The sequence below is a fragment of the Amycolatopsis sp. Poz14 genome (assembly GCF_006704225.1).
In the GTDB taxonomy this organism is placed as follows: domain Bacteria; phylum Actinomycetota; class Actinomycetes; order Mycobacteriales; family Pseudonocardiaceae; genus Amycolatopsis; species Amycolatopsis nivea.
In genome coordinates this window covers 8,733,551-8,757,309 of sequence record NZ_JACLHD010000001.1, presented here as the reverse complement: position 1 = coordinate 8,757,309, position 23,759 = coordinate 8,733,551, and the positions used below count along the sequence as shown (strand labels likewise).

Annotated in this window: 21 protein-coding genes; 15 read left to right on the top strand and 6 right to left on the bottom strand. The window is 69.1% G+C overall.

Features of this window, described 5'->3' with window-relative positions; translation table 11 throughout:
- Positions 1–29: 29 nt before the first annotated feature.
- From gcvT to FKO37_RS40715, 5 genes are read left to right on the top strand one after another with little or no spacing between them, the layout of a single operon-like run.
- Complete coding sequence (gene gcvT, locus FKO37_RS40735) at positions 30–1,118, top strand: glycine cleavage system aminomethyltransferase GcvT (RefSeq protein WP_037811638.1); 1,089 nt, start codon at positions 30–32, stop codon at positions 1,116–1,118.
- Positions 1,119–1,132: 14 nt separating this feature from the next.
- Entirely contained in the window at positions 1,133–1,510 is a 378-nt protein-coding gene (gene gcvH, locus FKO37_RS40730; protein WP_037811636.1) for a glycine cleavage system protein GcvH, read from the top strand.
- On the top strand, positions 1,510–2,787 hold the full coding sequence (gene glyA / locus FKO37_RS40725) for a serine hydroxymethyltransferase (RefSeq protein WP_043835362.1): 1,278 nt from the start codon (positions 1,510–1,512) through the stop codon (positions 2,785–2,787). The genes gcvH and glyA overlap by 1 nt, the downstream gene beginning before the upstream one ends.
- Positions 2,784–3,788: a lipoyl synthase gene (gene lipA / locus FKO37_RS40720; protein WP_238607866.1), complete on the top strand. Its 1,005-nt coding sequence runs from the start codon at positions 2,784–2,786 to the stop codon at positions 3,786–3,788. Before glyA ends, lipA begins: the two co-directional genes overlap by 4 nt.
- 16 nt (positions 3,789–3,804) lie before the next feature.
- The gene (locus tag FKO37_RS40715) at positions 3,805–5,178 is read left to right on the top strand and encodes an L-serine ammonia-lyase (protein WP_037810147.1); all 1,374 of its coding nucleotides are present in this window, start codon (positions 3,805–3,807) and stop codon (positions 5,176–5,178) included.
- A gap of 31 nt (positions 5,179–5,209) precedes the next feature.
- On the opposite strand, the gene FKO37_RS40710 is transcribed toward FKO37_RS40715, so the two are convergent.
- Positions 5,210–5,383 (bottom strand): hypothetical protein, encoded by a 174-nt coding sequence (locus FKO37_RS40710; protein ID WP_158714425.1) that lies wholly within the window; start codon positions 5,381–5,383, stop codon positions 5,210–5,212.
- Complete coding sequence (locus tag FKO37_RS40705; RefSeq protein ID WP_037810149.1) at positions 5,383–5,970, bottom strand: helix-turn-helix transcriptional regulator; 588 nt, start codon at positions 5,968–5,970, stop codon at positions 5,383–5,385. The genes FKO37_RS40710 and FKO37_RS40705 overlap by 1 nt, the downstream gene beginning before the upstream one ends.
- A gap of 72 nt (positions 5,971–6,042) precedes the next feature.
- Here FKO37_RS40705 and FKO37_RS40700 point away from each other — a divergent pair, with 72 nt between their 5' ends.
- On the top strand, positions 6,043–6,765 hold the full coding sequence (locus FKO37_RS40700; RefSeq protein WP_037810150.1) for a FadR/GntR family transcriptional regulator: 723 nt from the start codon (positions 6,043–6,045) through the stop codon (positions 6,763–6,765).
- A gap of 52 nt (positions 6,766–6,817) precedes the next feature.
- Complete coding sequence (locus FKO37_RS40695; protein ID WP_238607865.1) at positions 6,818–8,641, top strand: transglycosylase domain-containing protein; 1,824 nt, start codon at positions 6,818–6,820, stop codon at positions 8,639–8,641.
- Between the two features lies 1 nt (position 8,642).
- On the opposite strand, the gene FKO37_RS40690 is transcribed toward FKO37_RS40695, so the two are convergent.
- Positions 8,643–9,452: an ABC transporter ATP-binding protein gene (locus FKO37_RS40690; RefSeq protein WP_037810152.1), complete on the bottom strand. Its 810-nt coding sequence runs from the start codon at positions 9,450–9,452 to the stop codon at positions 8,643–8,645.
- 115 nt (positions 9,453–9,567) lie between these two features.
- Here FKO37_RS40690 and FKO37_RS40685 point away from each other — a divergent pair, with 115 nt between their 5' ends.
- Positions 9,568–10,899: a PLP-dependent aminotransferase family protein gene (locus FKO37_RS40685; RefSeq protein WP_238607864.1), complete on the top strand. Its 1,332-nt coding sequence runs from the start codon at positions 9,568–9,570 to the stop codon at positions 10,897–10,899.
- A 43-nt stretch (positions 10,900–10,942) separates the two neighbouring features.
- Here FKO37_RS40685 and FKO37_RS40680 read toward each other — a convergent pair whose 3' ends face one another.
- Positions 10,943–12,904: an SDR family oxidoreductase gene (locus tag FKO37_RS40680; protein ID WP_134665481.1), complete on the bottom strand. Its 1,962-nt coding sequence runs from the start codon at positions 12,902–12,904 to the stop codon at positions 10,943–10,945.
- Between the two features lie 64 nt (positions 12,905–12,968).
- Positions 12,969–13,205, bottom strand: a complete 237-nt coding sequence (locus FKO37_RS40675) for a hypothetical protein (RefSeq protein ID WP_037810157.1) — start codon at positions 13,203–13,205, stop codon at positions 12,969–12,971.
- 180 nt (positions 13,206–13,385) lie between these two features.
- Here FKO37_RS40675 and FKO37_RS40670 point away from each other — a divergent pair, with 180 nt between their 5' ends.
- Entirely contained in the window at positions 13,386–14,630 is a 1,245-nt protein-coding gene (locus tag FKO37_RS40670; RefSeq protein WP_238607863.1) for an NAD(P)/FAD-dependent oxidoreductase, read from the top strand.
- On the opposite strand, the gene FKO37_RS40665 is transcribed toward FKO37_RS40670, so the two are convergent.
- The gene (locus tag FKO37_RS40665; protein ID WP_238608411.1) at positions 14,584–15,780 is read right to left on the bottom strand and encodes a multidrug effflux MFS transporter; all 1,197 of its coding nucleotides are present in this window, start codon (positions 15,778–15,780) and stop codon (positions 14,584–14,586) included. The genes FKO37_RS40670 and FKO37_RS40665 overlap by 47 nt on opposite strands.
- Positions 15,781–16,644: 864 nt before the next feature.
- On the opposite strand from FKO37_RS40665, the gene FKO37_RS40660 reads away from it, so the two are divergent.
- From FKO37_RS40660 to FKO37_RS40635, 6 genes are read left to right on the top strand one after another with little or no spacing between them, the layout of a single operon-like run.
- The gene (locus tag FKO37_RS40660; protein WP_238607862.1) at positions 16,645–17,499 is read left to right on the top strand and encodes a fumarylacetoacetate hydrolase family protein; all 855 of its coding nucleotides are present in this window, start codon (positions 16,645–16,647) and stop codon (positions 17,497–17,499) included.
- 1 nt (position 17,500) lies between these two features.
- Positions 17,501–18,802, top strand: a complete 1,302-nt coding sequence (locus FKO37_RS40655) for an enolase C-terminal domain-like protein (RefSeq protein ID WP_238607861.1) — start codon at positions 17,501–17,503, stop codon at positions 18,800–18,802.
- Positions 18,799–19,557 (top strand): SDR family NAD(P)-dependent oxidoreductase, encoded by a 759-nt coding sequence (locus FKO37_RS40650; protein WP_134665473.1) that lies wholly within the window; start codon positions 18,799–18,801, stop codon positions 19,555–19,557. Before FKO37_RS40655 ends, FKO37_RS40650 begins: the two co-directional genes overlap by 4 nt.
- 39 nt (positions 19,558–19,596) lie before the next feature.
- Positions 19,597–20,637 carry a sugar ABC transporter substrate-binding protein gene (locus tag FKO37_RS40645; protein WP_037810163.1) on the top strand — a complete coding sequence of 347 codons (1,041 nt, stop codon included), beginning with the start codon at positions 19,597–19,599 and terminating at the stop codon, positions 20,635–20,637.
- Positions 20,634–22,136, top strand: coding sequence for a sugar ABC transporter ATP-binding protein (locus tag FKO37_RS40640; protein ID WP_238607860.1), 1,503 nt, complete (start codon positions 20,634–20,636; stop codon positions 22,134–22,136). Before FKO37_RS40645 ends, FKO37_RS40640 begins: the two co-directional genes overlap by 4 nt.
- Positions 22,129–23,145, top strand: a complete 1,017-nt coding sequence (locus tag FKO37_RS40635; protein ID WP_037810165.1) for an ABC transporter permease — start codon at positions 22,129–22,131, stop codon at positions 23,143–23,145. The genes FKO37_RS40640 and FKO37_RS40635 overlap by 8 nt, the downstream gene beginning before the upstream one ends.
- Positions 23,146–23,759 lie beyond the last annotated feature (614 nt).

Genomic DNA, 23,759 nt, shown 5'->3' with positions numbered 1-23,759 from the left:
CCTCCGCTCGCGACAACGAAAGGCTTCCTGTGACGGAAACCCCCCTGCACCAGGTCCACCAGGACCTCGGGGCGCTGTTCACCGATTTCGCCGGCTGGTCGATGCCGGTGCGCTACGCCAGCGAGCTGGCCGAGCACAAGGCCGTGCGCGAGGCGGCCGGGCTGTTCGACCTGTCGCACATGGCCGAGATCCACGTCCGCGGCGCGCAGGCCGCCGACGTGCTCGACTACGCGCTGGTCGGCAACCTGACCGGCGTGAAGCCGGGCCGCGCCCGCTACACGATGATCTGCGACGCCGACGGCGGCGTGCTGGACGACCTGGTCGTCTACCGGCTCGCCGACGAGGAGTACCTGGTCGTGGCCAACGCGGGCAACGCCGCCGTGGTCGCGGACGCGCTGGCCGAGCGGGTCGCCGGGTTCGACGCGGTGGTCGAGAACCGGTCCGCGGACACCGCGCTGATCGCGGTACAGGGCCCGAAGGCGGTCGACGTGCTCGCCGCGGTGACCGACGCCGACCTCGCGTCGCTGAAGTACTACGCGAGCGTGCCCGCCGTCGTGAAGGGCATCGACGTGCTGCTGGCCCGCACCGGCTACACCGGCGAGGACGGCTTCGAGCTGTTCGTGCCCGCGGCGCAGGCTCCGGCGCTGTGGCAGCTGCTGACCGAGGCGGGGCAGGAGCACGGCCTGGTCCCGTGCGGGCTCGCCTGCCGCGACACGCTGCGGCTGGAAGCCGGGATGCCGTTGTACGGCAACGAACTCAGCCGCGAGCTGAACCCGTTCGCCGCCGGTCTCGGCCGGGTCGTGAAGTTCGAGAAGCCGGGCGACTTCGTGGGCCGCGCGGCCCTGGAGGAGCTGAAGAAGGCCGACGTCCCGCGCGTGCGGGTCGGCCTGCGCGGCACCGGCCGCCGCGCCCCGCGGCACGGGTACGCCGTGCTGTCCGGCGATGCCACTATCGGGGAGATCACCAGCGGCGCGCTGTCGCCGACGCTGGGCTACCCGATCGCCATGGCGTATGTAGACCGGGAGCACGCCGAGCCCGGCACCGCGCTGTCCGTCGACATCCGGGGCCGCGTCGAGCCGGTCGAGGTCGTCGCCCTGCCCTTCTACTCCCGAGCCTGAGAGGCCCTAGCACCGTGAGCATTCCCCAGAACCTGTCCTACACCAAGGAACACGAGTGGCTGTCGGTCAACGACGGCGTCGCGACGGTGGGCATCACCGCGTTCGCGGCCGGCTCGCTCGGCGACATCGTGTTCGTGCAGCTGCCCGGCGTCGGCGACACCGTCACCGCGGGCGAGGTGTTCGGCGAGGTCGAGTCGACCAAGTCGGTCAGCGAGCTGTACTCGCCGGTCAGCGGCGAGGTGGTGGCGGTGAACGAGGCCACATCGGACACCCCCGAGGTCATCAACTCCGACCCCTACACCGAAGGATGGCTGCTGCAGGTGCGGCTCTCGGGCGACGTCCCGGAGCTGCTCGACGCGTCCGCGTACGCCGAGCTGACCCAGGAGAACTGATGACCGCCCCGTTCGACGCCCCCCTGTCCGAGGTGGACCCCGAGGTCGCCGCCGCGGTGGCCGCGGAGCTGGACCGCCAGCAGTCGACGCTCGAGATGATCGCCTCGGAGAACTTCGCGCCGGTCGGCGTGCTCGAGGCGCAGGGCTCGGTGCTGACGAACAAGTACGCCGAGGGCTACCCGGGCCGCCGCTACTACGGCGGCTGCGAGCACGTCGACGTCGTCGAGCAGCTCGCGATCGACCGGGCCAAGGCGCTGTTCGGCGCGGAGCACGCGAACGTGCAGCCGCACTCGGGCGCGCAGGCCAACGCGGCGGCGATGTTCGCGGTGCTGAAGCCGGGCGACACGATCCTCGGCCTCGACCTCGCGCACGGCGGCCACCTGACGCACGGGATGAAGATCAACTTCTCCGGCAAGCTGTACAACGTGGTCGCCTACCACGTCGACAAGGAGACCGGGATCGTCGACGTCGCCGAGATCGAGCGGCTGGCGGTCGAGCACAAGCCGAAGCTGATCGTCGCCGGCTGGTCGGCCTACCCGCGCCAGCTCGACTTCGCCGAGTTCCGCCGGATCGCCGACCTGGTCGACGCCAAGCTGATGGTCGACATGGCGCACTTCGCCGGCCTCGTGGCCGCCGGGCTGCACCCGTCGCCGGTGCCGCACGCGGACATCGTCACGACCACCACGCACAAGACCCTCGGCGGTCCGCGCGGCGGCCTGATCCTCTCCCGCCAGGACCTGGCGAAGAAGATCAACTCGGCGGTGTTCCCCGGCCAGCAGGGCGGTCCGCTGGAGCACGTGATCGCGGCCAAGGCCGTGGCGCTCAAGATCGCCGCGACCGACGGGTTCCGCGAGCGCCAGGAGCGCACCCTGGAAGGCGCGAAGATCCTCGCCGACCGGCTGTCGCGCACCGACTGCGCCGAGGCGGGCGTCCGCGTCCTCACCGGCGGCACCGACGTGCACCTGGTTCTCGTCGACCTGGTGAACTCCCAGCTCAACGGCCAGGAGGCGGAGGACCGGCTGCACTCGGTCGGGATCACCGTCAACCGCAACGCGGTGCCGTTCGACCCGCGTCCCCCGATGGTCACCTCGGGCCTGCGGATCGGCACCCCGGCGCTGGCCACCCGCGGTTTCGGCGCCGACGACTTCACCGAGGTCGCGGACATCATCGCCGAGACGCTCAAGCCGGACTTCGACGAGGCCGCGCAGCAGGCGCTGCGCACCCGGGTCGAGCTGCTGGCGAAGAAGCACCCGCTGTACGCGGACCTGAGCCGATGAGCGCGCAGCCCGAAGGGCGGAAGTTGTTGCGGCTTGAGGTGCGCAACAGCGAGACGCCGATCGAGAAGAAGCCGTCGTGGATCAAGACGCGGGTGCGGATGGGTCCGGAGTTCACCGAACTCAAGGGCCTGGTCAAGCGCGAGGGTCTGCACACGGTTTGTGAAGAGGCCGGTTGTCCCAACATTTACGAATGCTGGGAGGACCGGGAGGCCACGTTCCTGATCGGCGGGGACCAGTGCACCCGGCGCTGCGATTTCTGTCAGATCGACACGGGCAAGCCCGCTGCGCTGGACCGCACTGAGCCGCGGAAGGTCGCCGAGTCGGTGCAGGCCATGGGCTTGCGGTACTCGACCATCACCGGTGTCGCCCGTGACGACCTGGCTGATGGCGGTGCGTGGCTGTACGCGGAGACGGTGCGTCAGATCCACGCGCTGAACCCGGGCACCGGTGTGGAGCTGTTGATCCCGGACTTCAACGCCGAGCCGGACCAGCTGGCTGAGGTGTTCGGGTCGCGTCCGGAGGTGCTGGCGCACAACGTGGAGACCGTGCCGCGGATCTTCAAGCGGATCCGCCCCGGCTTCCGTTACGCGCGGTCGTTGGACGTGATCACGCAGGCCCGTGCGGCCGGTTTGGTGACGAAGTCGAACCTGATCCTCGGCATGGGCGAAACCCCGGACGAGGTCAGCGTGGCGTTGCAGGAGCTGTTCGACGCGGGCTGCGAGATCATCACGATCACCCAGTACCTGCGGCCTTCCCCGCGCCACCACCCGGTCGACCGCTGGGTCAAGCCGGAAGAATTCGTCGAGCACGCCAAGACCGCCGAGGCCATCGGGTTCCCGGGCGTGATGGCGGGACCGCTGGTGCGGTCGTCGTACCGCGCGGGCCGGTTGTACGCGCAGACCAAGGCGCACCGCGGCGAGGCGCTCCCGGAGAACCTCGCCCACCTGACCGCCGAAGGACCGGCGGCGCAAGAAGCCAGCAGCGTGCTGGCGAGGAACTAAGAGAAGGGGCGGATCAATGGCGATCAGCGTCTTCGACCTGTTTTCGATCGGCATCGGGCCGTCGAGTTCGCACACGGTCGGCCCGATGCGCGCGGCCAAGACCTTTGTGGACGGTCTGGTCGAGGACGGCGTGCTCGAGACGGTCGCGCGAGTGCAGGCCGAATTGTTCGGCTCCCTCGGCGCGACCGGGTTCGGGCACGGCAGCGACAAGGCGGTGCTGCTCGGGCTTTCCGGGGAGCGTCCGGAGGAAATCGACACCGACACCGTGCCCGCCAAGGTGGCGGCGATCCGGGAATCCGGGCGGCTGGCGGTCGGCGGAACGCACGAGGTCGCGTTCGTCGAGGACACCGACCTGACGATGCACCGGCGGAAGTCGCTGCCCGCGCACCCCAACGGGATGGTGTTCCGCGCGTTCGCCGCCGACGGTTCGCTGGTGCGGGAACGCACGTACTACTCGGTCGGCGGCGGTTTCGTGCGGGACGAGTCGTACGAGACCGACACGGTGTTCGTGGAGGACTCCACGCCGGTCCCGTACCCGTTCCGCACCGGGGCGGACCTGCTGAAGCATTGCTCGGACACCGGGCTTCCGGTCAGCGAGATCATGCTGCAGAACGAGCTTTCCTGGCGCAGCCGCGAGGAAATCCGGGCTGGGCTGCTGCAGATCTGGCAGGTGATGGCCGAGTGCGTGCGCAACGGGTACACGCACGAGGGCGTGCTGCCGGGCGGTCTGAAGGTTCCTCGGCGGGCCAAGTCGTTGCACGACAAGCTGCTCGCCGAAGACGGCGCGGACGATCCGTTGTACGCGATGGACTGGGTCAGCCTGTACGCCCTCGCGGTCAACGAGGAAAACGCCGCGGGCGGACGCGTCGTCACCGCTCCGACCAATGGCGCGGCCGGGATCATTCCGGCGGTTTTGCATTACTACCAACGGTTTGTGCGCGGGTCTTCGGACGACGGCATCGTCACCTTCCTGCTCACCGCGGGCGCGATCGGCTCGATCCTCAAGCAGACCGGCTCGATCTCGGGCGCCGAGGTCGGCTGCCAGGGCGAGGTCGGCTCGGCCTCGGCGATGGCAGCTGCCGGGTTGACCGAGGTGCTCGGCGGGTCGCCCGCCCAGGTCGAGAACGCGGCGGAAATCGGGGTGGAGCATCACCTCGGATTGACGTGCGACCCGGTGGGCGGGCTGGTGCAGATCCCGTGCATCGAACGCAACGCAGTCGGCGCGTCCAAGGCGATCCACGCCGCGCGCATGGCGATGCGCGGCGACGGAAGCCACGTGGTGACGCTGGACAAGGCGATCAAGACCATGCGCGAGACCGGCGCGGACATGTCGGTGAAGTACAAGGAGACGGCACGCGGCGGGTTGGCCGTGAACGTCATCGAGTGCTGATTTTCGTTCCGTGAAGGGCTCCTTGCGGGAATCAGATTCCTTCGAGGAGCCCTTCACGGCGTTTCGGGGTGGCGAGGCGAAGGCCTAGTTCCATCAGCCACCAGCCGAACCGTTGCCGGGCAGGCGTTCGGGGCGGGAGGCGGACGGCGGCGGCGAGGAGTTCGCCCTGGCGGTCGGCGGCGAATTCGGGCAGGAACGGGTGCATCAGGATTCCCCCTGGTCTTCGGATGCGACGGTCGCGTGCGGGAACGCCGCCCACTGCGTGATCACCGTTTCGTCGCCGGGCCGGGCCGGACGGCGGTAGCGTTCGATCACCGCTTCGATTTCTTCGATCAGCCGCTGGGATTCGTCCGGGGTGAGCGGCATCCGGGTGCTGCTCAGCGTCGCGCTGTCCCGCCATTCGTCCGCCCAGCGCGGCAGTTCCGAGACGAACTGCGCTTGTTCGCGGTAGCGGATGTCCACGTGCTGGTGCAGGAAAGCCATGAGCGGCCCGGCCATCTCCGGGTCGTCGACGAAGTCGGCCGCGCGCATCCGGGTCGATTCCTGCGCCGCCTTCCACCAGCGTTCGCGCTTCGAGCCGCGGCTGGTGTCTTCCTCGACCAGCCCGGCGTCCGCGAGCTGGCGCAGGTGCCACGACGTGGTGCCGGAGCTTTCGCCGACGCGCTTGCCGAGCCCGGTCGCGGTGGCCGGGCCGTCGACGGTCAGCAGGTCGAGCAGTTCCATGCGCAGCGGATGCGCCAGCGCGCGCAGGGTGCGGGCGTCGATCTGGCGAGCGCGGCGTTCGTCGGGCATGCTCCGTACTGTAGACCGCAGAGAACTCTTTGCAAAGACTTCTCTGCAATCGGGCAGCATAGAATCGGGCAGGTGGAGTCGACCTCGGTGGTGAGCGCGAACGCGGCCCTGTTCCGGCCGGTGCGTGCCGGGAACGCCTTCGAGGAGACCGTCGAGCGGCTGTTGCAGGCGATTCGGCTCGGGGTCGTCGGCGCGGGGGACCGGTTGCCCTCCGAGCGCGAGCTGGCGGAACGGCTCGGCGTGAGCCGGGTGACGCTGCGGGAGGCGATTCGCGCGCTGGCCGACGCGGGGTACGTCGAGTCGCGGCGTGGGCGGTACGGCGGCACGTTCGTGAACGAGAAACTGCCGGAGCCTGCCGAACGCGCGGTCGGCGAGGTGGACGCGGCTGGGCTGGAAGACGCGTTGTGCCTGCGGCATGTCCTGGAGACCGGTGCCGCGGAGGCGGCCGCGGCGCGCACGTTGAGCCCGGCCGATCGGCAGCATCTCACCGGCACCCTCGCGGAAGCGTCGGCGGCCAGTCTCGCCGATTACCGGCGCAAGGATTCGCGGCTGCACCTGGCGATCGCCGAGGTCACCGCGTCCGCGTCGCTCACCAGCACGGTCGCCGACGCGCGGACCAGGGTCAACCAGCTGCTCGACCGGATTCCGCTGCTCGAACCCAATCTGGAGCATTCGAACGCGCAGCACGAGGCGATCGTCGACGCGATCCTGGCCGGCGATCCGGTCGCCGCGCGGCAGGCGATGGCCGAGCACATCGAGGGCACCGCGTCCTTGCTTCGCGCGTTCCTCTCGTGATCAATTCACCGGGTCGACAGAACCTTGTCACTAGTTCAGCCGTCCTCCATTCGTGGAGCCAGCCCCGGAGAGTGAGCAATCCGCTGTTGCCCGTAGCACGTGGCGCCGCATCCGCAAGGGTGCCTACTACCTGACCGGCTTCGCGGTCGGCGTGCCGCTGATCGCGTTCTGGATCGCCTACCTGCTGCTGGACGTCCGCAGTCCGCAGGACGTCCTCGCCTCGCTCGGCAAAACCGTCACGCTGAAGTACGCCGACGGCAGCGAGCTGCTGCGTATCGTGCCCCCGGAAGGCGACCGGCGGTTCGTGCCGTTCGACCAGATCCCGCAGAAGCTGCGCGACGCCATCGTCGCCACGGAAGACCCGACCTTCTGGGCCAACTCCGGCTTCGACCCGACCGGGATCGGCCGCGCGTTCCTGACCGGCGTCGGCGGCGGGTCCGGGATCACCCAGCAGTACATCAAGAAGTCGACCGGCGACGAGGATTCGACGCTCTCCCGGAAAATGCAGGAACTCGTGCTCGCCACGAAGATCACCCAGGAGCAGAGCAAGGAACAGATCTTCGAGAGCTACGTCAACATCATCTCCTTCGGCCGCAACACTTTCGGCCCGGCGGCGGCGATGAACGCGTTCTTCGGCCGCCCGCTGGACAACAGCATCACCTGGAGCGAAGCCGCGTTCCTGGCCGGGATGATCCAGTCGCCGTCGGTGCACGATCCGGCGGTGTCCGGCGACGAACACGCGGCGAAACGCTGGCGGTACGTGCGCGACAAGCTGGTCGAGCGGGGCTATCTCAAGAACTCCGACGGCATGGCTTATCCCGGCGCGGAGATCAAGCCGCCTGCCGAGACCCGGGTGAGCCTGAATTACGACCAGTACCACCTAAAACAGCGAGTGCTCACTGAACTGGAGGCGGCCGGGTTCTCGCTTTCCCGGTTGCAGCAAGGGAATCTGACCGTCCAGACCACCCTGGACCCAGGGTTGCAGACCGCCGCGCACGCCGCGCTGAGCGACCGGTTGAAGGGCGAACCAGCGGAGTTCCGCGGCGCGCTGGTGGCCGTCGATCCGGCCAGCGGTGGGGTGCGCGCGTACGACGGCGGCAACCACGGCGTCCGGGATTACGCGGCAACCGGCCACCCGCTCGGCTCCGCGTTCTACCCGTTCACCGCGGCGGCCGGCTTGAAGAACGGGATGTCGCTGGACGAGAAAGTGACTGCTCCCCGGGAGATCCAGTACCTCGGCGAGAAGTTCGACTATCCGCCGAAATGCCCGCAGCCGTGCACCTTGCGCACCGCGTTGACGTCCGGAGCGGACACGCCGTTCATCACAGTCTCGAAGAAGATCGGCGTCGACGAGGTGAGCGAGGCGGCCCGGTCAGCCGGAATCCCGGACGAGGTGGACGGCGCGCCGACCATGCGCGAACAGGACGGCGCCACGATCGGCTCGGGCATCGTCGTCGGCCGGTACCCGATGCGGCCGCTCGACGTCGCCGGGGCGTACGCGACCTATGCCGCCAACGGGATGCACGCACCGGTGCACCTGGTGGACAAGGTGCTCGATCAGTCCGGGAAAGTCGTGTGGCAGCACGAAAACCAACCGGTCTCCGCCGTTCCGGAGCAGGTCGCGCAGGACTTGACGTCCGTTCTGCAGACGACGTTGCCGGACGGTCGCGCGGCGGCTCTGCGCACCGGCGAGTTCGAGCGGGGCAATTCGCGGGACAACCAGGACGCCTGGGCGGTCGGCTACACGCCGCAGCTGGCGACGGCGGTGTGGCTCGGCACCGATGACAACCGCAAGCTGCTCGACGCGACGGGCAAGAAGGTGACGGGTTCGTCGGTATCGGCGGACGTGTGGCGGTCGTTCATGTCCCGCCGCTGAATCACGCCGCGCGGCGGCTGACCTTCGGGATCACCATTGGGCTCCCGCTTTCCGGGCACTCCATCACCCGGCACGGCAGCTCGAAAATCCGCTCCACGTTCTCCGCCGTCACGACCTCCTCCGGCGTCCCGGTGGCCAGCACCTTCCCGTCGCGCATCGCGATCAGGTGCGTCGCGTACCGGGCCGCGTGGTTGAGGTCGTGCAGCACCGCGACCAGCGTGCGGCCCTGTTCGCTGTGCAGGGTCGCGCAGAGGTCGAGGATGTCGAGCTGGTGCGCGATGTCCAGGTACGTCGTCGGCTCGTCGAGCAGCAGCAGGTCGGTCTGCTGGGCCAGCGCCATCGCCATCCAGACGCGCTGGCGCTGCCCGCCGGACAGCTCGTCGACCATCCGCTCGGCGAGGTCGTCGACGCCGGTCGCGCGCATCGAATCGGCGACCACCGTCGCGTCCTCGCGGGACCATTGGCGCAGCAGTTTCTGGTGCGGGTACCGGCCGCGCGCGACGAGGTCGGACACGGTGATCCCGTCCGGCGCGATCGAGCTCTGCGGCAGCAGGCCGAGCCGCCGCGCGACCTCCTTCGCGCCGTAGCTGGAGATCACCTCGCCGTCGAGGTAGACCGAGCCCGCGCGCGGCTTCAGCATCCTGGCGAGCGCGCGCAGCAGCGTGGTCTTGCCGCAGGCGTTGGGGCCGACGATGACCGTGAACGACTTGTCCGGGATGACCACGCCGAGCCGTTCGGCGACCGTGCGGCCGTCGTAGGCCAGCGTCAGGTCCTCGGCGTGCAGTCGGGTGTCTTCGCTCGTCCGTGCCACACAGGTAAGGCTAACCTAGTGACCCTCGTCCGGGGAGTTCCGTGGGTCGCATTAGCGAACAGTGACCGGCCGGTGCCATGATGCGTCCGGAGAATCCCGGCAGAGCGAGGGTGGGATGGACGACTACCGCGTCGTCGCGGACGAACTCGCCGCCGACATCGAAGCCGGCCGGCTGCGGCCCGGCGACCGGCTGCCGCCGCAGCGCAGGTTCGCGCGCGACCGCGGCATCGCCGGCTCCACCGCGGCCCGCGTGTACGGCGAACTCGTCCGCCGCGGCCTGGCGGTCGGCGAGGTCGGCCGGGGCACCTTCGTGCGCGCGGCGAAGCCCGGCCCGGAACCGGCGCTGTCCGAACCCGGCGACGCGCGCGTGGATCTCGAACTCAACTTCGCCGTGCTGCCGACCCAATCGGCCAAACTGGCGCAGGCGCTCGAACCTGTGCTGCGCGCGGACGTCTTCACCGACGCCCTGCATCCGCTCGGCGCGGCCGGCACCAGAGCGGTCCGCGAGGCGGCGGTCTCGATGCTCGCTCGGGGCACTTGGCAGCCGGATCCGGACCAGGTGCTGGTCGCGGGAAACGGGCGGCAGGGCATCGCGGCCGCGCTCGCGGCGTTCGTGCCGACCGGCGAGCGGCTGGCGGTCGAATCCCTGACGTATCCGGTGGTCAAGGCCGCGGCGACCCGGCTCGGCATCGAGCTGGTGCCGATCGAAACCGACGCGCACGGCCTGGTCCCGGCCGCGCTCGCGGCGAGCGCTCCGGTGCGGGCGCTGTACGTCCAGCCGACCCTGCACAACCCGCTCGGCACCACGATGCCGCCGCGGCGCCGCGCCGAACTGGCCGAGACCGTCCGCAGGCTGGACCTGCCGGTGATCGAGGACGGCATCTACACCTTCCTCCGCCCGGACACCGAACCGCTCGCCGCGCTGATGCCGGAGCGGACGGTGTTCGTGGACAGCCTGTCGAAACGCGTCGCGCCCGGGCTCACCGCCGGGTTCCTCGTGGCGCCGCCGCCGTGGGTCGCGCGGCTGGCGAGCGCGATCCGGTCCGGCGGCTGGTCGGCGTCGCGGTTCTCGGTGGAGGCGGCGCGGCGGTGGATCACCGGCGGCGTGCTCGCGGAGGTCGAAGCGGCGAAACGCGCGGACGCCGGGGCGCGGGCCCGGATTGTCGCGGAGCGGCTGGCGGGTTTCCAGGTGTACGGCGACGCCTCGGCCTACCACCGGTGGTGGGTGCTGCCGGACCAGTGGCGGGCCGAGACGTTCGTGGCAGCCGCTGCTCGCCGGGGAATCGCGTTGTCCCCGGCGGCGGCGTTTTCGGTGGTTCCTGGGCACGCGCCGAACGCGGTGCGGATCGCGGTGTCCGCGCCCTCGGAGGAGACGTTGGCGGGTGCGTTGGACGTGCTGGCCGGGCTGGCCAGCGGATCGCCGGACGACATGCTGGTGGACTCGTGAGTGTCGTTGCCGGTTCTCACCGTGCTGAACACTCACGACGTCCTTAGGCCTTTCGTCGCCAGACCAGCCGCGTCAGCGTCGCCGCGACCTTTGCCGAAGCGGGCTGGCGGGGCAGCTTTTTGGCTTCCGGCGCGGATTCCGGCATCACCCGGTAGACGAGGTGCGCCGCGAACCGCGCGAGGTCCGGCGCTGCCAGCGAGGCCAGTTCCGCGGCCCGGCCCTCGGGGAGGCTCAGGATCTGCGGCCGCCGTTCGATCGCCTTCACCACCAGCGCCGCGGCGCGTTCCGGCGAACTCGCGGGCAGCCCGCGGTACGACCCGGTCGGCGCGATCATGTCCGTGCGCACCAACGGCATCCGGACCGAGGAGAAGGTGACGCCGTCGGACAGCGTCTCGCGCCCGGCGGTCAGGCTGAACTCCTCGAGCGCGGCTTTTGAAGCCAGGTAAGCGGAAAACCGTGGGGTGTCGGTCTGCAGGCCCTGCGTGGTGACGTTCACGATGTGGCCGAACCGGCGTTCGGTCATCGACGGCAGCAGGCCGAGGATCAGCCGTACCGGACCGAAGTAGTTGATGGCCATGGTGCGTTCGTAGTCGTGGAACCGTTCCGTCGACAGCTGCACCGAGCGTCGGATGGAGCGTCCGGCGTTGTTCACCAAGACGTCCACCGCGCCGTGGTCGGCGAGGACCGCCTTCACGAGACCGTCGACCGCGTCGCCGTCAGTGAGGTCGCACGGGTACGTCGCTGCTTCGCCGCCTGCTGCGGTGATCTCGCTACGCACGTCTTCGAGTTCTTCGGCGCGGCGCGCGATGAGAAGCACCTTCGCACCGCGTCGCGCGACAGCGAGCGCACTAGCGCGGCCAATGCCCGACGACGCACCGGTAATGAGGACAACGCGTCCTTCAAGCCCTGGGCGGCGAGCGTGGTCCGGATCGAGATGCGCGCGCCAGTAGCGGTAAAGCGGTTCTGCATAGTCGCGAAGCTCGGGAAGGTGGACGCCGCTGCCGTACAGCTCCGAAGTGGTGCGCGCGGTGTCGAACTCCACCTCCATGTTCAGGTGGGGGAGTACTTCGAGCGGAATTCCCAGCTCGGTCAACACTGCTGCGCGCGTCGCACGTCCAGTCGGCAGGCGGTCGACAGCGGTCGCGAGGCGGGACGCTGTGCTGCGAAGCAGACCGGACGGCACCGTCGTGCGTACGCGCGGCGCTCCGGCAACGCGGGCGAAGGCGTTGTAGACCTCGTGCAGCTTCTGCGGTCGCGGCGAAGCGAGGTGATACGTACTGCCCGAAGGCGCTTCGCGGTGCATGAGGTTTTCCATCGCGGCGACGACGTAGTCGACCGGGACGAGGTTGGTGGCCCCGAAATCGGGCGCGGCGAGCGGCAGCTGCTTCGGCAGCGCGGCAAGACGCGAGATGGCGGGCAGGAAGTAGTACGGACCGTCGATCTTGTCCATCTCACCGGTGCGCGAATCGCCGACGACCGCGGAGGGCCGGTAGACGCGAAACGGCACGTCGGACTGCGCGCGGACCAGCTTCTCGGCCTCGAACTTCGTGGCGTGATACGGAGAACTGAAGGACTGTCCGAGGTCGAAATCGGCTTCGGTGAAGCGTCCGGCGTGATCGCCCGCGACGGCGATCGACGACACGTGGTGCAGCAGTCCCGCGCCCGCAGCGGCGGCGAAGGCGAGCAGGTTCCGGGTGCCCTCGACGTTCGCGGCCTGGTTCGCCGCGTCGTCGGCGGTGAAGTCGTAGACCGCGCCGAGGTGGACGACGTGATCGACCCCGTCGTAGCCGGCCGGGTCGAGGCCCAGCAGCGGTTCGGTGAGGTCGCCGACGGCGGGGACCAGGCGGTCGGCGTTCGGCCAGTCCCGCGCCAGCGCGGCCAGGCGGTCGCGCGAGGTGTTGCGGACGAGCACGTGGACGGCGGTCGTGTCCCGCCGCGAGAGCAAGCGGGCGACCAGGCGCTTCCCGAGGAAGCCCGTCGCGCCCGTGACGAAGTAGGTGGTCATGGCCGGCACCTTTCGGGGTCTGCGGGTGCCGACTCTACCTACTCATGAGTAGGAACGGTAGTTGTCAGTCGGTTCCGGTGCGTCGCGCCGACGTCGCGGTGGCCACCACGGCGTCGCGCAGGGCCGCGCGCAGCCGCCCGACCTCCAGCGGCCCCAGCACGGCCGCCTCTCCCGGCGGCGCGACCAGGACGACTTTGTCGTCGCTGCTCACGAACACCGTCACGTCGCGCCGCCTGCCCGCCAGGTCCCGGCAGCCGACCGTCCACTCGTTCCGCACCGCACTGTCGTCCCGCGCTGTCACGGCCCTCGCCTTCCGATCACGTAGCACCCGTGTCCTTCGTGCGGGGGTGTGACCGCGCGCTCCGCGGCGGCTTACGCCGGTTCACCCGAATTGCCTACCGGCCGGTTTTCCACGGGGTGTGACCAGCCGCGTACCGGAGTAGCGTCGGCCACCGCACGCCGCGGGCACTCAGGAGGACGCATGTCGGAACCTCGGAAAATCGTCATCGTCGGAGCCGGACTGGCCGGTGCCACCGCGGCGGCGACGGTGCGAGAACGCGGTTTCGACGGTGAGATCCTGCTGCTGGGAGCGGACACGCACCGGCCGTACGAGCTGCCGCCGCTGTCGAAGGCGGTACTGCTCGGCAACGCCGACGAACCCGACTGGGTGCGCGAAGAGGGCTACTGGAGCGAGCACGACATCCAGCTGCTCTCCGGCACCACCGCAACCCGGGTTGAACTGGGTGCCCGACTGGTCCTCGACGACGCTGGCGACGAACACCGCTACGACCGCCTGGTCTTAGCGACCGGCTCACACCCGCGGACGCTGAAGGTGCCCGGCGGCGACCTACCCGGCCTCTACATGCTTCGCACTCTCGACGACTCCCTGCGGCTGCGCGCGGCCTTCGAGGCTGCGAAGCGCGTACTGATCGTCGGCGCGGGCTGGATTGGTACCGAAGCCGCCGCTGCCGCGCGTACGCACGGTGCCGAGGTGACTGTGGTCGCCCCGGAGAAGCTGCCGCTCGCGAACGTGTTGGGCGACGAAGTGGCCGGAGCGTTCTACCGCCTGCACGAAGAACACGGTGTGCAGTGGCGCCTCGGCGAAGGCGTCGCAGCGATCACCGGTGACACCGAAGCGACCGGCGTCCGACTGTCGAGCGGCGAAGAGCTGTACGCCGACGTTGTCCTTATCGCCGTCGGCGCGGCCCCGAGCGTCGAACTGGCGCACGCCGCCGGTCTCGAGCTGGCAGATGACGGCGGTGTCGATGTCGACGCAGGTCTGCGTACAGCGGCACCTGACGTTTACGCGATCGGCGACATCGCTTCGCAGTTTCATCCGCGCTACGGCCGCCGCGTACGCGTCGAGCACTGGGCGACAGCGCGTACGCAAGGCGAGCACGTGGCGGCCAATCTCTTTGGCGCGAACGAGCCGTACTTGAACAGCCCGTACTTCTTCTCCGACCAATACGACCCAGACCGCGGCGGCCCGGCGATCGGGTGCGAATACCGCGGCCTGCCCGTCTTGGACCGAGACCGCGTCGTCGTGCGCGGCGACCTCGCGAGCTACGACTTCACGGCGTTCTGGGTGACCCCGGAGAGCGAGGTCTCGGCTGCGATGAACGTCAACCAGTGGGACGACGGGGACGCGCTGCAAAAGCTGGTCGACGAACGCATCGCGGTCACCGACGACCAGCTGCGGAGCGGAAATCTCGCCGATCTGGGCTGACCGCCAGCGTCGCGAACGACAGCCAAGCGACCACCCCGAACCCGGCCATCACCGCGGTCATCGGCACCGCCGTGCCGGGCTCGCCGAGCCCGACCAGCGGCGTCGCGATCCCGCCGATCGCGAACTGCAGCACGCCCAGCAGTGCCGACGCCGCCCCCGCCGTGCGCGCGTGCCCCGCGAGCGCGAGCGAACTGGCGTTCGGGTTGATGATTCCGATGCAGGAAACCATGAGCAGCAACGGAATCAGCAACGCAGGCAACGGCAGCCGCATGACCGCGGCCGCCAGCGTGGCCAGACCGGAGAGGGTCGACACCGTCAGCCCCGTGCGCAGCAGCGTCCGTTCGGGAAATCGGCCGACGAGCCACCCGTTGAGCTGCCCAGCGAGCACGATGCCCACCCCGTTGAGCCCGAAGACGACGCTGTATTCCTGCGGACTCAGCCGGTAAACGTCCTGCAGCGCGAACGACGATCCCGAGATGTACGCGAACAACGCGGCGAAGTTCAGCCCGGCGGTGAGCGCGTAACCAAGGAACGTGCGGTCGGTGAGCAGGTGCCAGTACGTCCGAAGGACCCCACCCAACCGCGCCGGATGCCGCCGCTCGACCGGCAACGGTTCCGGCAGCGCGAACGCGACCGCGGCGAGCAACAGCGCACCGAACCCGGTGAGGACGACGAACACCCCGCGCCAGGACGTGAACGTGAGCAACTGCCCGCCGAGCACCGGAGCAAGAATCGGCGCGAGACCGTTGACCAGCAGGAGAAGCGAGAAGAACTTCGTCATCGCCGTACCGGTGTAAAGATCGCGGACGGTCGCGCGGGCGATCACGATCCCCGCCGCCGCGCCAAGTGCCTGGACACTCCGCGCCGCGATCAGCAGCTCAACGCCCGGACTCAAGGCCGCCGCGACCGACCCGGCGATGTACAACCCCAACCCGACCAGCAACGGCCGCCGCCGCCCGAAGGAATCCGACAAGGGCCCAGCGACGATCTGCCCGACCGCGAGCCCGACGACGAACGCAGTGAGCGTCAGCTGGACGGTCGTGTCGGAGGCCCGGAAATCCCCCGCCATCCGGGGCAGGGCGGGGAGATACATGTCGATGGAGAGCGGCCCGAAGGCGGAGAGGCCACCGAGGATGAGAAGACGCCGGATCTTGCCCCGGCGGGGGTGCTCGGGGAGGGTGACGGAGTGTTCGAGGGAGGGATATTCCGCGCTGGCTGCGGTGGGGTGGTCGGCTGCGGAGTAGTCCGGGGTGGGGTGGTTTGCCGCGGTTTGATCCGCTGCGGAGTGGCCGGGCGCGGAGTGATCCGCGGTGGAGGGTTCGGCCACGGAATGCTCCGCGTCGGAGTATTCCGTGGCGGAGTGGTCTGCCGTGGAGTGATCGGGCGTCGAATGATCCGTCACGGATCGCTGAGCCCTGGAATGCTCCGCGCCGGAGGCACCAGCGGCGGAGTATTCAGCTCCGGAATGATCCGACGTCACGCGGTCCGCCGTGGAGTGATCCGTCGCGGAATGATCAAGAGCCACCTGATCGTCCGCCGAATAATTAGCAGCGGAGCGTTCCGGAGCGAGCATCCACGAGCCGTCCGGCAACGGCACTGCCCGCTCATCGGCACACGATTCGACGTCCGCGCCGTCCGCCGGAGCGTCGGCCGTGTTCGGGTCTTCCCGGCGATCGGGCCGGTTCTTGTCGCTGGGCTCGTGCACATCGTCCTCGTCGACGCCCCGCCCGACTTCCGTGTCGGAGCTGTCCCAGGCCCCCTCCGCTTCCTCCCAGCTTCTGTCGCCGCTCGCCCGTCCCCGCGGCCCAGCCGCATCCCCAATCGCCATCCGCGCCGCACCGTCTCCCTCGCTCTGACGGGACCACCCCGCCACGACGAGTGTCCGTTATCCGCCCGCCAGCCCGGTGATCGGATCAATTTCCGCACCAAATCCCGCTTCCCTCTAGATCTGTGCCCTCCGGTGCGCTATACATCGGATGTATCGCGAGAACGGTGTCGAGAGAGGGGTTCGTCCGTGCGGTTTGTGCGTCTCGGGGCAGCGGGGGCTGAGCGTCCGTTCGTCCGTGCCGGTGACGGCACCCTCCACGACCTCTCCGGGGTCACGCCGGACATCGACGGCGCGTTCCTCGCCGGCGACGGACCGGCCAAGGCCGCGCGGGCGCTCGAAGCCGGGGAACTGCCGGTCGCCGACGAGGCCGGGCTGCGGGTCGGCGCGCCGATCGCCGCGCCGGGCAAGATCGTCTGCATCGGCATGAACTACCGCCGCCACGCCGAGGAAACCGGCGCGGCCGTGCCGACCGAACCGGTGCTGTTCATGAAGGCGCCCGACGTGATGGTCGGACCGTTCGACGAAGTGCTCGTCCCACGCGGCTCCACGGCCACCGACTGGGAGGTCGAACTCGGCGTCGTCATCGGGAAAACCGCGCGGTACCTGGAAAGCGTGGACGAAGCGCTGGCGCACGTCGCCGGGTATGTCGTGTCCAATGATGTCTCCGAGCGCGATTTCCAGCTGAACCGCGGCGGCCAGTGGGACAAGGGCAAGAACTGCGAGACCTTCAACCCGCTCGGCCCGGAACTCGTGACCGCCGACGAGATCCCCGACCCGCAGGCGCTCGGCCTGCGCACCTGGGTCAACGGCGAGAAAGTGCAGGATTCGTCCACAAAGGACATGGTGTTCGGCGTCGCCGAGATCATCCATTACCTGAGCCAGTTCATGGTGCTGCGCCCCGGCGACCTGATCAACACCGGCACCCCGGAGGGCGTCGCGCTCGGGCAGCCGGAGCCGAAGCCGTACCTGCGCGCGGGCGACGTCGTCGAACTGGAAATCGACGGCCTCGGCAAGCAGCGCCAGACCTTCGGGCAGGCCTGACATGGCGAAAATCGTGGCCATGGAGGTCCGGGACGTCCGGTTCCCGACGTCGCGCGACCTCGACGGTTCGGACGCGATGAACCCGGATCCGGACTATTCGGCGGCCTACGTCGAGTTGCACACCGACGCCGGACCGGACGGTTACGGCCTCGCGTTCACCATCGGCCGGGGCAACGACGTGCAGGCAGCCGCGATCCGCGCGCTCGCGCCGCATGTGGTCGGCCGCGATGTTCCTGAAGACGCAGAAGCGCTCGGTGCGCTCTCACGGGCTTTGGTCGGCGACTCGCAATTCCGTTGGCTGGGGCCGGAAAAAGGCGTGGCGCACATGGCGATCGGCGCGATCGTCAACGCCGCGTGGGACCTCGCCGCACGGCGAGCCGGACTTCCATTGTGGAAGTTCGCGTCGCGGATGACCCCGGAGGAGCTGGTGTCCCTTGTGGACTTCCGCTACCTCTCCGACGCGCTCACCGAAGAGGAAGCGCTCGACATCCTGCGCGCCGCCGAACCCGGGAAAGCGGAGCGGATCGCCAAGCTCGAAGCCGACGGCTATCGCGCGTACAGCACGTCTGCGGGCTGGCTCGGCTATTCCGACGCGAAACTGGTGCGGCTGGCCGAACAAGCCGTTGCCGACGGTTTCGAGATGATCAAACTGAAGGTCGGCGGGAATCTCGAAGACGACGTCCGACGAATGAAGCTGGCCCGCGAGACTGTCGGCCCGGAGATCCGGATCGCGGTCGACGCGAACCAGCGCTGGGATGTCGCGACGGCAGTATCGTGGATGACCGCGCTGGCGCCGTTCGATCCATATTGGATTGAAGAGCCAACCTCGCCGGACGACGTTCTTGGCCACGCGGCCATCGCGAAGGCGCTCGCACCGATCAAGGTCGCCACCGGCGAGCATGTCCAGAACCGCGTGGTGTTCAAGCAATTGCTGCAGGCTAACGCGATCGACGTGCTGCAGCTGGACGCCGCACGCGTCGGCGGGGTGAACGAGAATCTCGCGATCCTGTTGCTGGCAGCCAAATTCGGCGTACCGGTGTGTCCGCACGCCGGTGGTGTCGGATTGTGCGAACTGGTGCGGCATCTCTCCATGTTCGACTTCGTGGCAGTGTCCGGTTCGGACAGTGACCGGTCCATCGAATGGGTCGACCACCTGCACGACCACTTCACCGACCCGGCCGTCGTCCGCGACGGCCGCTACCTGGCACCGACCGCACCGGGCTTTTCCGCGCGCATGCACGACGCTACGCTGCGCCGGTTCAGCTTCCCGGACGGTCCTGAATGGACGGAGAACGCGCAGTGAGCGAATTCGACGGCCTGGTCGCCGCGGTCACCGGCGGCGCTTCGGGCATCGGCCTGGCCACGGCGAACCTGCTGGCCCAGCGCGGCGCGCAGGTGGCCGTGCTCGACCTCAAGACCGACGAGGTGCCCGAGCCGCTGGCCGGATTCCGCTGCGACGTGACGTCCGACGCCGAGGTTCGCGCCGCCGTCGACGCGGTGGCCGAACGCTTCGGCCGGCTCGACATCCTGATCAACAACGCGGGAATCGGCGCGCAGGGCGACGTCACCGCGAATGACGACGACGAGTGGCACCGTGCGTACGACGTGAACGTGGTCGGCATGGTGCGCACTGCACGGGCAGCCTTGCCGCACTTGAAAAACTCGCCTGCGGCAGCGGTCGTGAACACGTGCTCGATCGCCGCGTGGGCCGGACTGCCCGCGCGGGCGCTGTACTCGGCAACGAAAGGCGCGGTGCTGTCGCTGACCCTCGCGATGGCCACCGATCACCTGCCGGACCGGATCCGCGTCAACTGCGTGTGCCCCGGCACCGCGGACACCCCGTGGGTCGGCAGGCTGCTCGACACCGCCGCGGACCCCTCGGCCGAGCGGGAGGCGCTCGCCGCCCGCCAGCCGATGGGAAGGCTGGTGACCGCGGACGAGGTCGCGAACGCGATCGCGTACCTGGCCAGCCCGCTTTCGGCATCGACTACCGGCACCGCGCTCGCGGTGGACGGCGGCATGTACGGCCTGCGCCCGCGCGGACCCGTGCAGAACTGATCTGCTTAGCCAACAAGGCCTGTCATCAAGGAGGATGCGGTGCGTACGAAGGTGATCCGGCTGGCCGCCGCGGTGGCCGCCTGCGGTTTGGTGCTCGGTGCGTGCGGGTCCACTAAGGACAAACCGGCGGCCGCGGCGAGCGGCGGCGGCACCGGCAAGGTCGGGGCGACGCTGCCCCTGCTGACCTCGCCGTTCTGGCAGGCCTACAACAAATACGTGCCGCAGATGGCGAAGGAGCAGGGCCTCGACGCGCTGCCCACGGTGAACGCCGACAGCGACCCGGCGAAGCTCATCACCGACATCGGCACGCTGCTCAGCCAGGGCGTGAAGGGTCTCGTCGTCACCCCGCTCGACTCGGCCGCGGTTGTCGCCGGGCTGAAGCAGGCCGAGAACAAGGGCGTCCCGGTGGTCGCGGTGGACGTCGCGCCGGAGAGCGGCAAGGTTGCGATGGTGGTGCGCGCGGACAACAAGGCGTACGGAACCAAGGCGTGTGAGGAAATCGGCAAGCGCGTGAAGAGCGGCAAGGTCGTGCAGGTGATGGGCGACCTCGCGTCGGTCAACGGCCGCGACCGGTCGGCGGCGTTCCGCGAATGCATGAAGCAGAAGTACCCGGACGTCAAGGTTCTCGAGGTCGCCGCGGAATGGAAGGCGGACAAGGCTTCGTCCGGTTTGGACAGTCTGCTGACCGCGAACCCGGACATCAAGGGCGTGTACATGCAGGCGGGCGGTGTCTACCTAGCGCCGACCGAGCAGGCGCTCAAGCGCAAGAACCTGTTCTTCCCGGTCGGCGACCCGAAGCACGTGGTGCTGGTGAGCAACGACGGCATCCCGCAGGAGCTCACCGCGATCCGCAACGGCGAACTGGACGCGACCGTCTCGCAGCCTGCCGACGCCTACGCCAAGTACGGGATGTACTGGCTCAAGAAGGCGATGGCGGGCGAGACGTTCAAGCCCGGCCCGACCGACCACGACTCCACGATCGTCGAGATCAGCCCCGGCATCCTGGAAGACCAGCTGCCCGCACCGGTCGTGACCAAGGACAACGTGGACGACAAAGCGTTGTGGGGTAACAACCTGTGAGCGCGCCGGTAGTGCAGGCGGACGGCGTCGGGAAGCGGTACGGGCCCACCGTGGCGCTGCACGATGTCAGCCTCACCGTGCGGCCAGGCGAGTCACACGCACTCGTCGGCCGCAACGGGGCGGGCAAGTCCACACTGGTGTCCATCCTCACTGGACTGTCCGAAACGGACACCGGCAGCGTTTCCTTCGGCGGCGTACCGGCACCTTCCTTGTCCAAACAGGACGACTGGAAGGCGCACGTGGCGTGCGTGTACCAGCACGCGATGGTGGTACCGCAGCTGACCGTCGCGGAGAATCTGTTCCTGAACCGGCAGGCCCGGGGCGGATTCGCGATCGGCTGGAAGAAGCTTCGCCGCCAGGCGCGGGAGCTGCTGGACTCGTGGGACGTACGGGTCGATGTGGACACTCCTGCGGGCGATCTGTCGGTTGAGGACCGTCAGTTCGTCGAGATCGCCCGCGCGTTGAGTTACGGTGCCCGGTTCATCGTGCTGGACGAACCGACCGCGCAGCTGGACAGCCAGGCTATCGAGCGGCTTTTCGAGCGCATGCGGCAGATGCAGGAGAACGGCGTCACGTTCCTGTTCATCTCGCACCACTTGCACGAGGTTTATGAGGTGTGCCAAGCGGTTACCGTCCTGCGCGACGCCCGTCACGTGCTCACCGCACCCGTCGAGGAGGTCAGCCGCGCGGCACTGGTCGACGCGATGACGGGGGAGCAGGGCGGCCTCGCCGTCCGCGACGCCGCCACCCGCGACCCGCTCGCGGTCGACGCCGAAGAGGTCCTCGCCGTAGATGACCTCTCCGGCGACGGATTCCACGACGTCTCGCTACGGATCCACCGCGGTGAGGTCGTCGGACTCGCGGGCAGCAACGCAAGCGGCAAGCACCAGGTAGCCGAGACGGTCTACGGCCTGCGCAAGCCGACTGCGGGAACCGTTGCGGTAAACGGAAAACGCTTGCCCGCCGGTGACATTACCGCTGCCCTGCGCGCAGGCATCGGCTGTGTCCCGCGGGACCGGCACCACGAAGGTCTGGTGCTGGAACACTCCATTATGGACAATGCGACCCTGTCGGTGCTCGACCGGATGGGCCGCGCCGGTCTGGCGTCCCCGAAGTCCCGCCGCGAACGCGGATCGCGCGCCCTGGCCGACTACGACATCGTCGCGGCCGGCCCGGACCAGCCGGTTTCGGATCTGTCCGGCGGGAACCAGCAGAAAGTCGTGCTCGCCAGGGCTCTGGAGAGCGATCCGCGCGTGGTGGTGCTGATCAACCCCACCGCGGGAGTGGATGTGAAGTCGAAGGAGGCCCTGCTCGCGGTCGTGGACCGGGTGCGGGCCGAGGGGAAGGCGGTGCTGCTCGTGAGCGACGAGCTGGACGACCTGCGCCTGGCCGACCGGGTGCTGGTGCTGCGCGCCGGCGAGGTGGCCGCCGTTCACCAGGCCGGCTGGTCCGACGGGGACCTGGTGGCGGATATCGAAGGAGTCGGGCTCCATGACTGACCTGATGAGCGACCCGCAGACGGCGCTGCCCGCGGTCCGGCCGAAACGCCGGAAGTCGGCGTGGCTGCGCGAACTGGCGCTGCTGCCCGCGCTCGTGGTGGTGTTCGTGATCGGCGGGCTGATCAGCGACACGTTCTTCACCTTCGACAACATCATCAGCATCCTTTCCGCGGCGGCCGCGTTGTCGCTGGTCGTGCTGGGCGAGTCGCTGGTGCTGCTGACCGGCAAGTTCGACCTGTCGCTGGAATCCACGATGGGCATCGCCCCTGCGATCGGCGCGATGCTGGTCATTCCCGCGGCGTCGTCCGGCTTCGGCACCGAATGGCCTTCGGTGCTCGGCCTGGTGGCGATCCCCGTGGTGGGTGCCTTGATCGGCTTCGTGAACGGCTTCCTGATCGTGAAGCTGAAGCTGAACGCGTTCATCGTGACGCTGGCGATGCTGACAGTCCTGCGCGGAACCCAGATCGGCACGACGAACGGCAAGACGCTGTTCGACCAGTTGGACGCGTTCACCGCGCTGGCGACCACGACGTTTGCCGGCTTGCCGATGTCAGTCTGGCTCGCCGCGGCCCTGTTCGTGCTCTTCGGGCTGGGCTTGCGATACCACCGAGTCGGCCGCTCCCTGTACGCGATCGGCGGCAACCGAGAAGCCGCGCGGGCCGCGGGCATCCGAGTGGACCGGATTTCGTGGGCGGTGTTCGTGGTGGCCGGAGTGCTGGCTGCGATCGGCGGCCTGGCATACACCGGCTACGTCGGCGCCCTCGGCGCTGACCAGGGCGACGGCCTGATCCTCCAGGTCTTCGCCGCAGCGGTCATCGGCGGTGTCTCCCTGGACGGCGGGCGAGGCACGCTGGTCGGGGCGCTGACCGGGGTGCTGTTGCTGCAGTCGGTGGACAGCCTGCTGCGCATCGCCCAGGTCCCGGCGGAATGGCTGAAGGCGATTTACGGAGGGATCATTTTGATCGCCTTGATCATCAGCCGGTACGCGGGCGGAAAGCCCCAGACCTGATCGGCGGAGGTTCGGTGATCATCCGACCTTATGGGGGCTTGCGCTCGGCCTGGTCGGCGGCTTCGTCTCCGACCTCGCTGCCGCCGGGGCCGGGGTGGCCGCTGCCGTCGGGTTCGGTGGGCGAGCGATTGGCTGGTGCCAGTGCCAGTGCCAGTGCCAGTGCCAGTGCCAGTGCCAGTGCCGGTGCCGCGACTGGTGCCGGTGCCGTTGCTGCCAGTTGCGCTCCCGTTTCCGCCGCACGGCCCTTCGCCTCCGCTGGTGGTGCGGCGGAAGCAACCTCCGCATCACCAGCGCCGGAGTTAATGAAGGGCCCCTTCATTCCGCCCGTCGACGAGCGAGTCCCCACCGCTTCAGCCGAGCGCGCGCGATGGGTCCCCTCGCCGTTCCCATTTCGACGCATGCCGGTCTACGCCGTGCCCGCTGTGCGAAAGTCCCCCTCTCTCCGGCTGGGCGTGCGCGATGGGTCCCTTCGCTTCGATGGTCCCGGAGCGACGGCCCCTGCTGCTCCCGCTGTTCGGGTGCGAAGGTCCCCTTCGCTCCAGTCAGGCGTGCGGGGTGGGGCTCTTCGTTTCGGCGGTCGTGGTGTGACGGGTTCCGTCACCCCTACCGTGCGG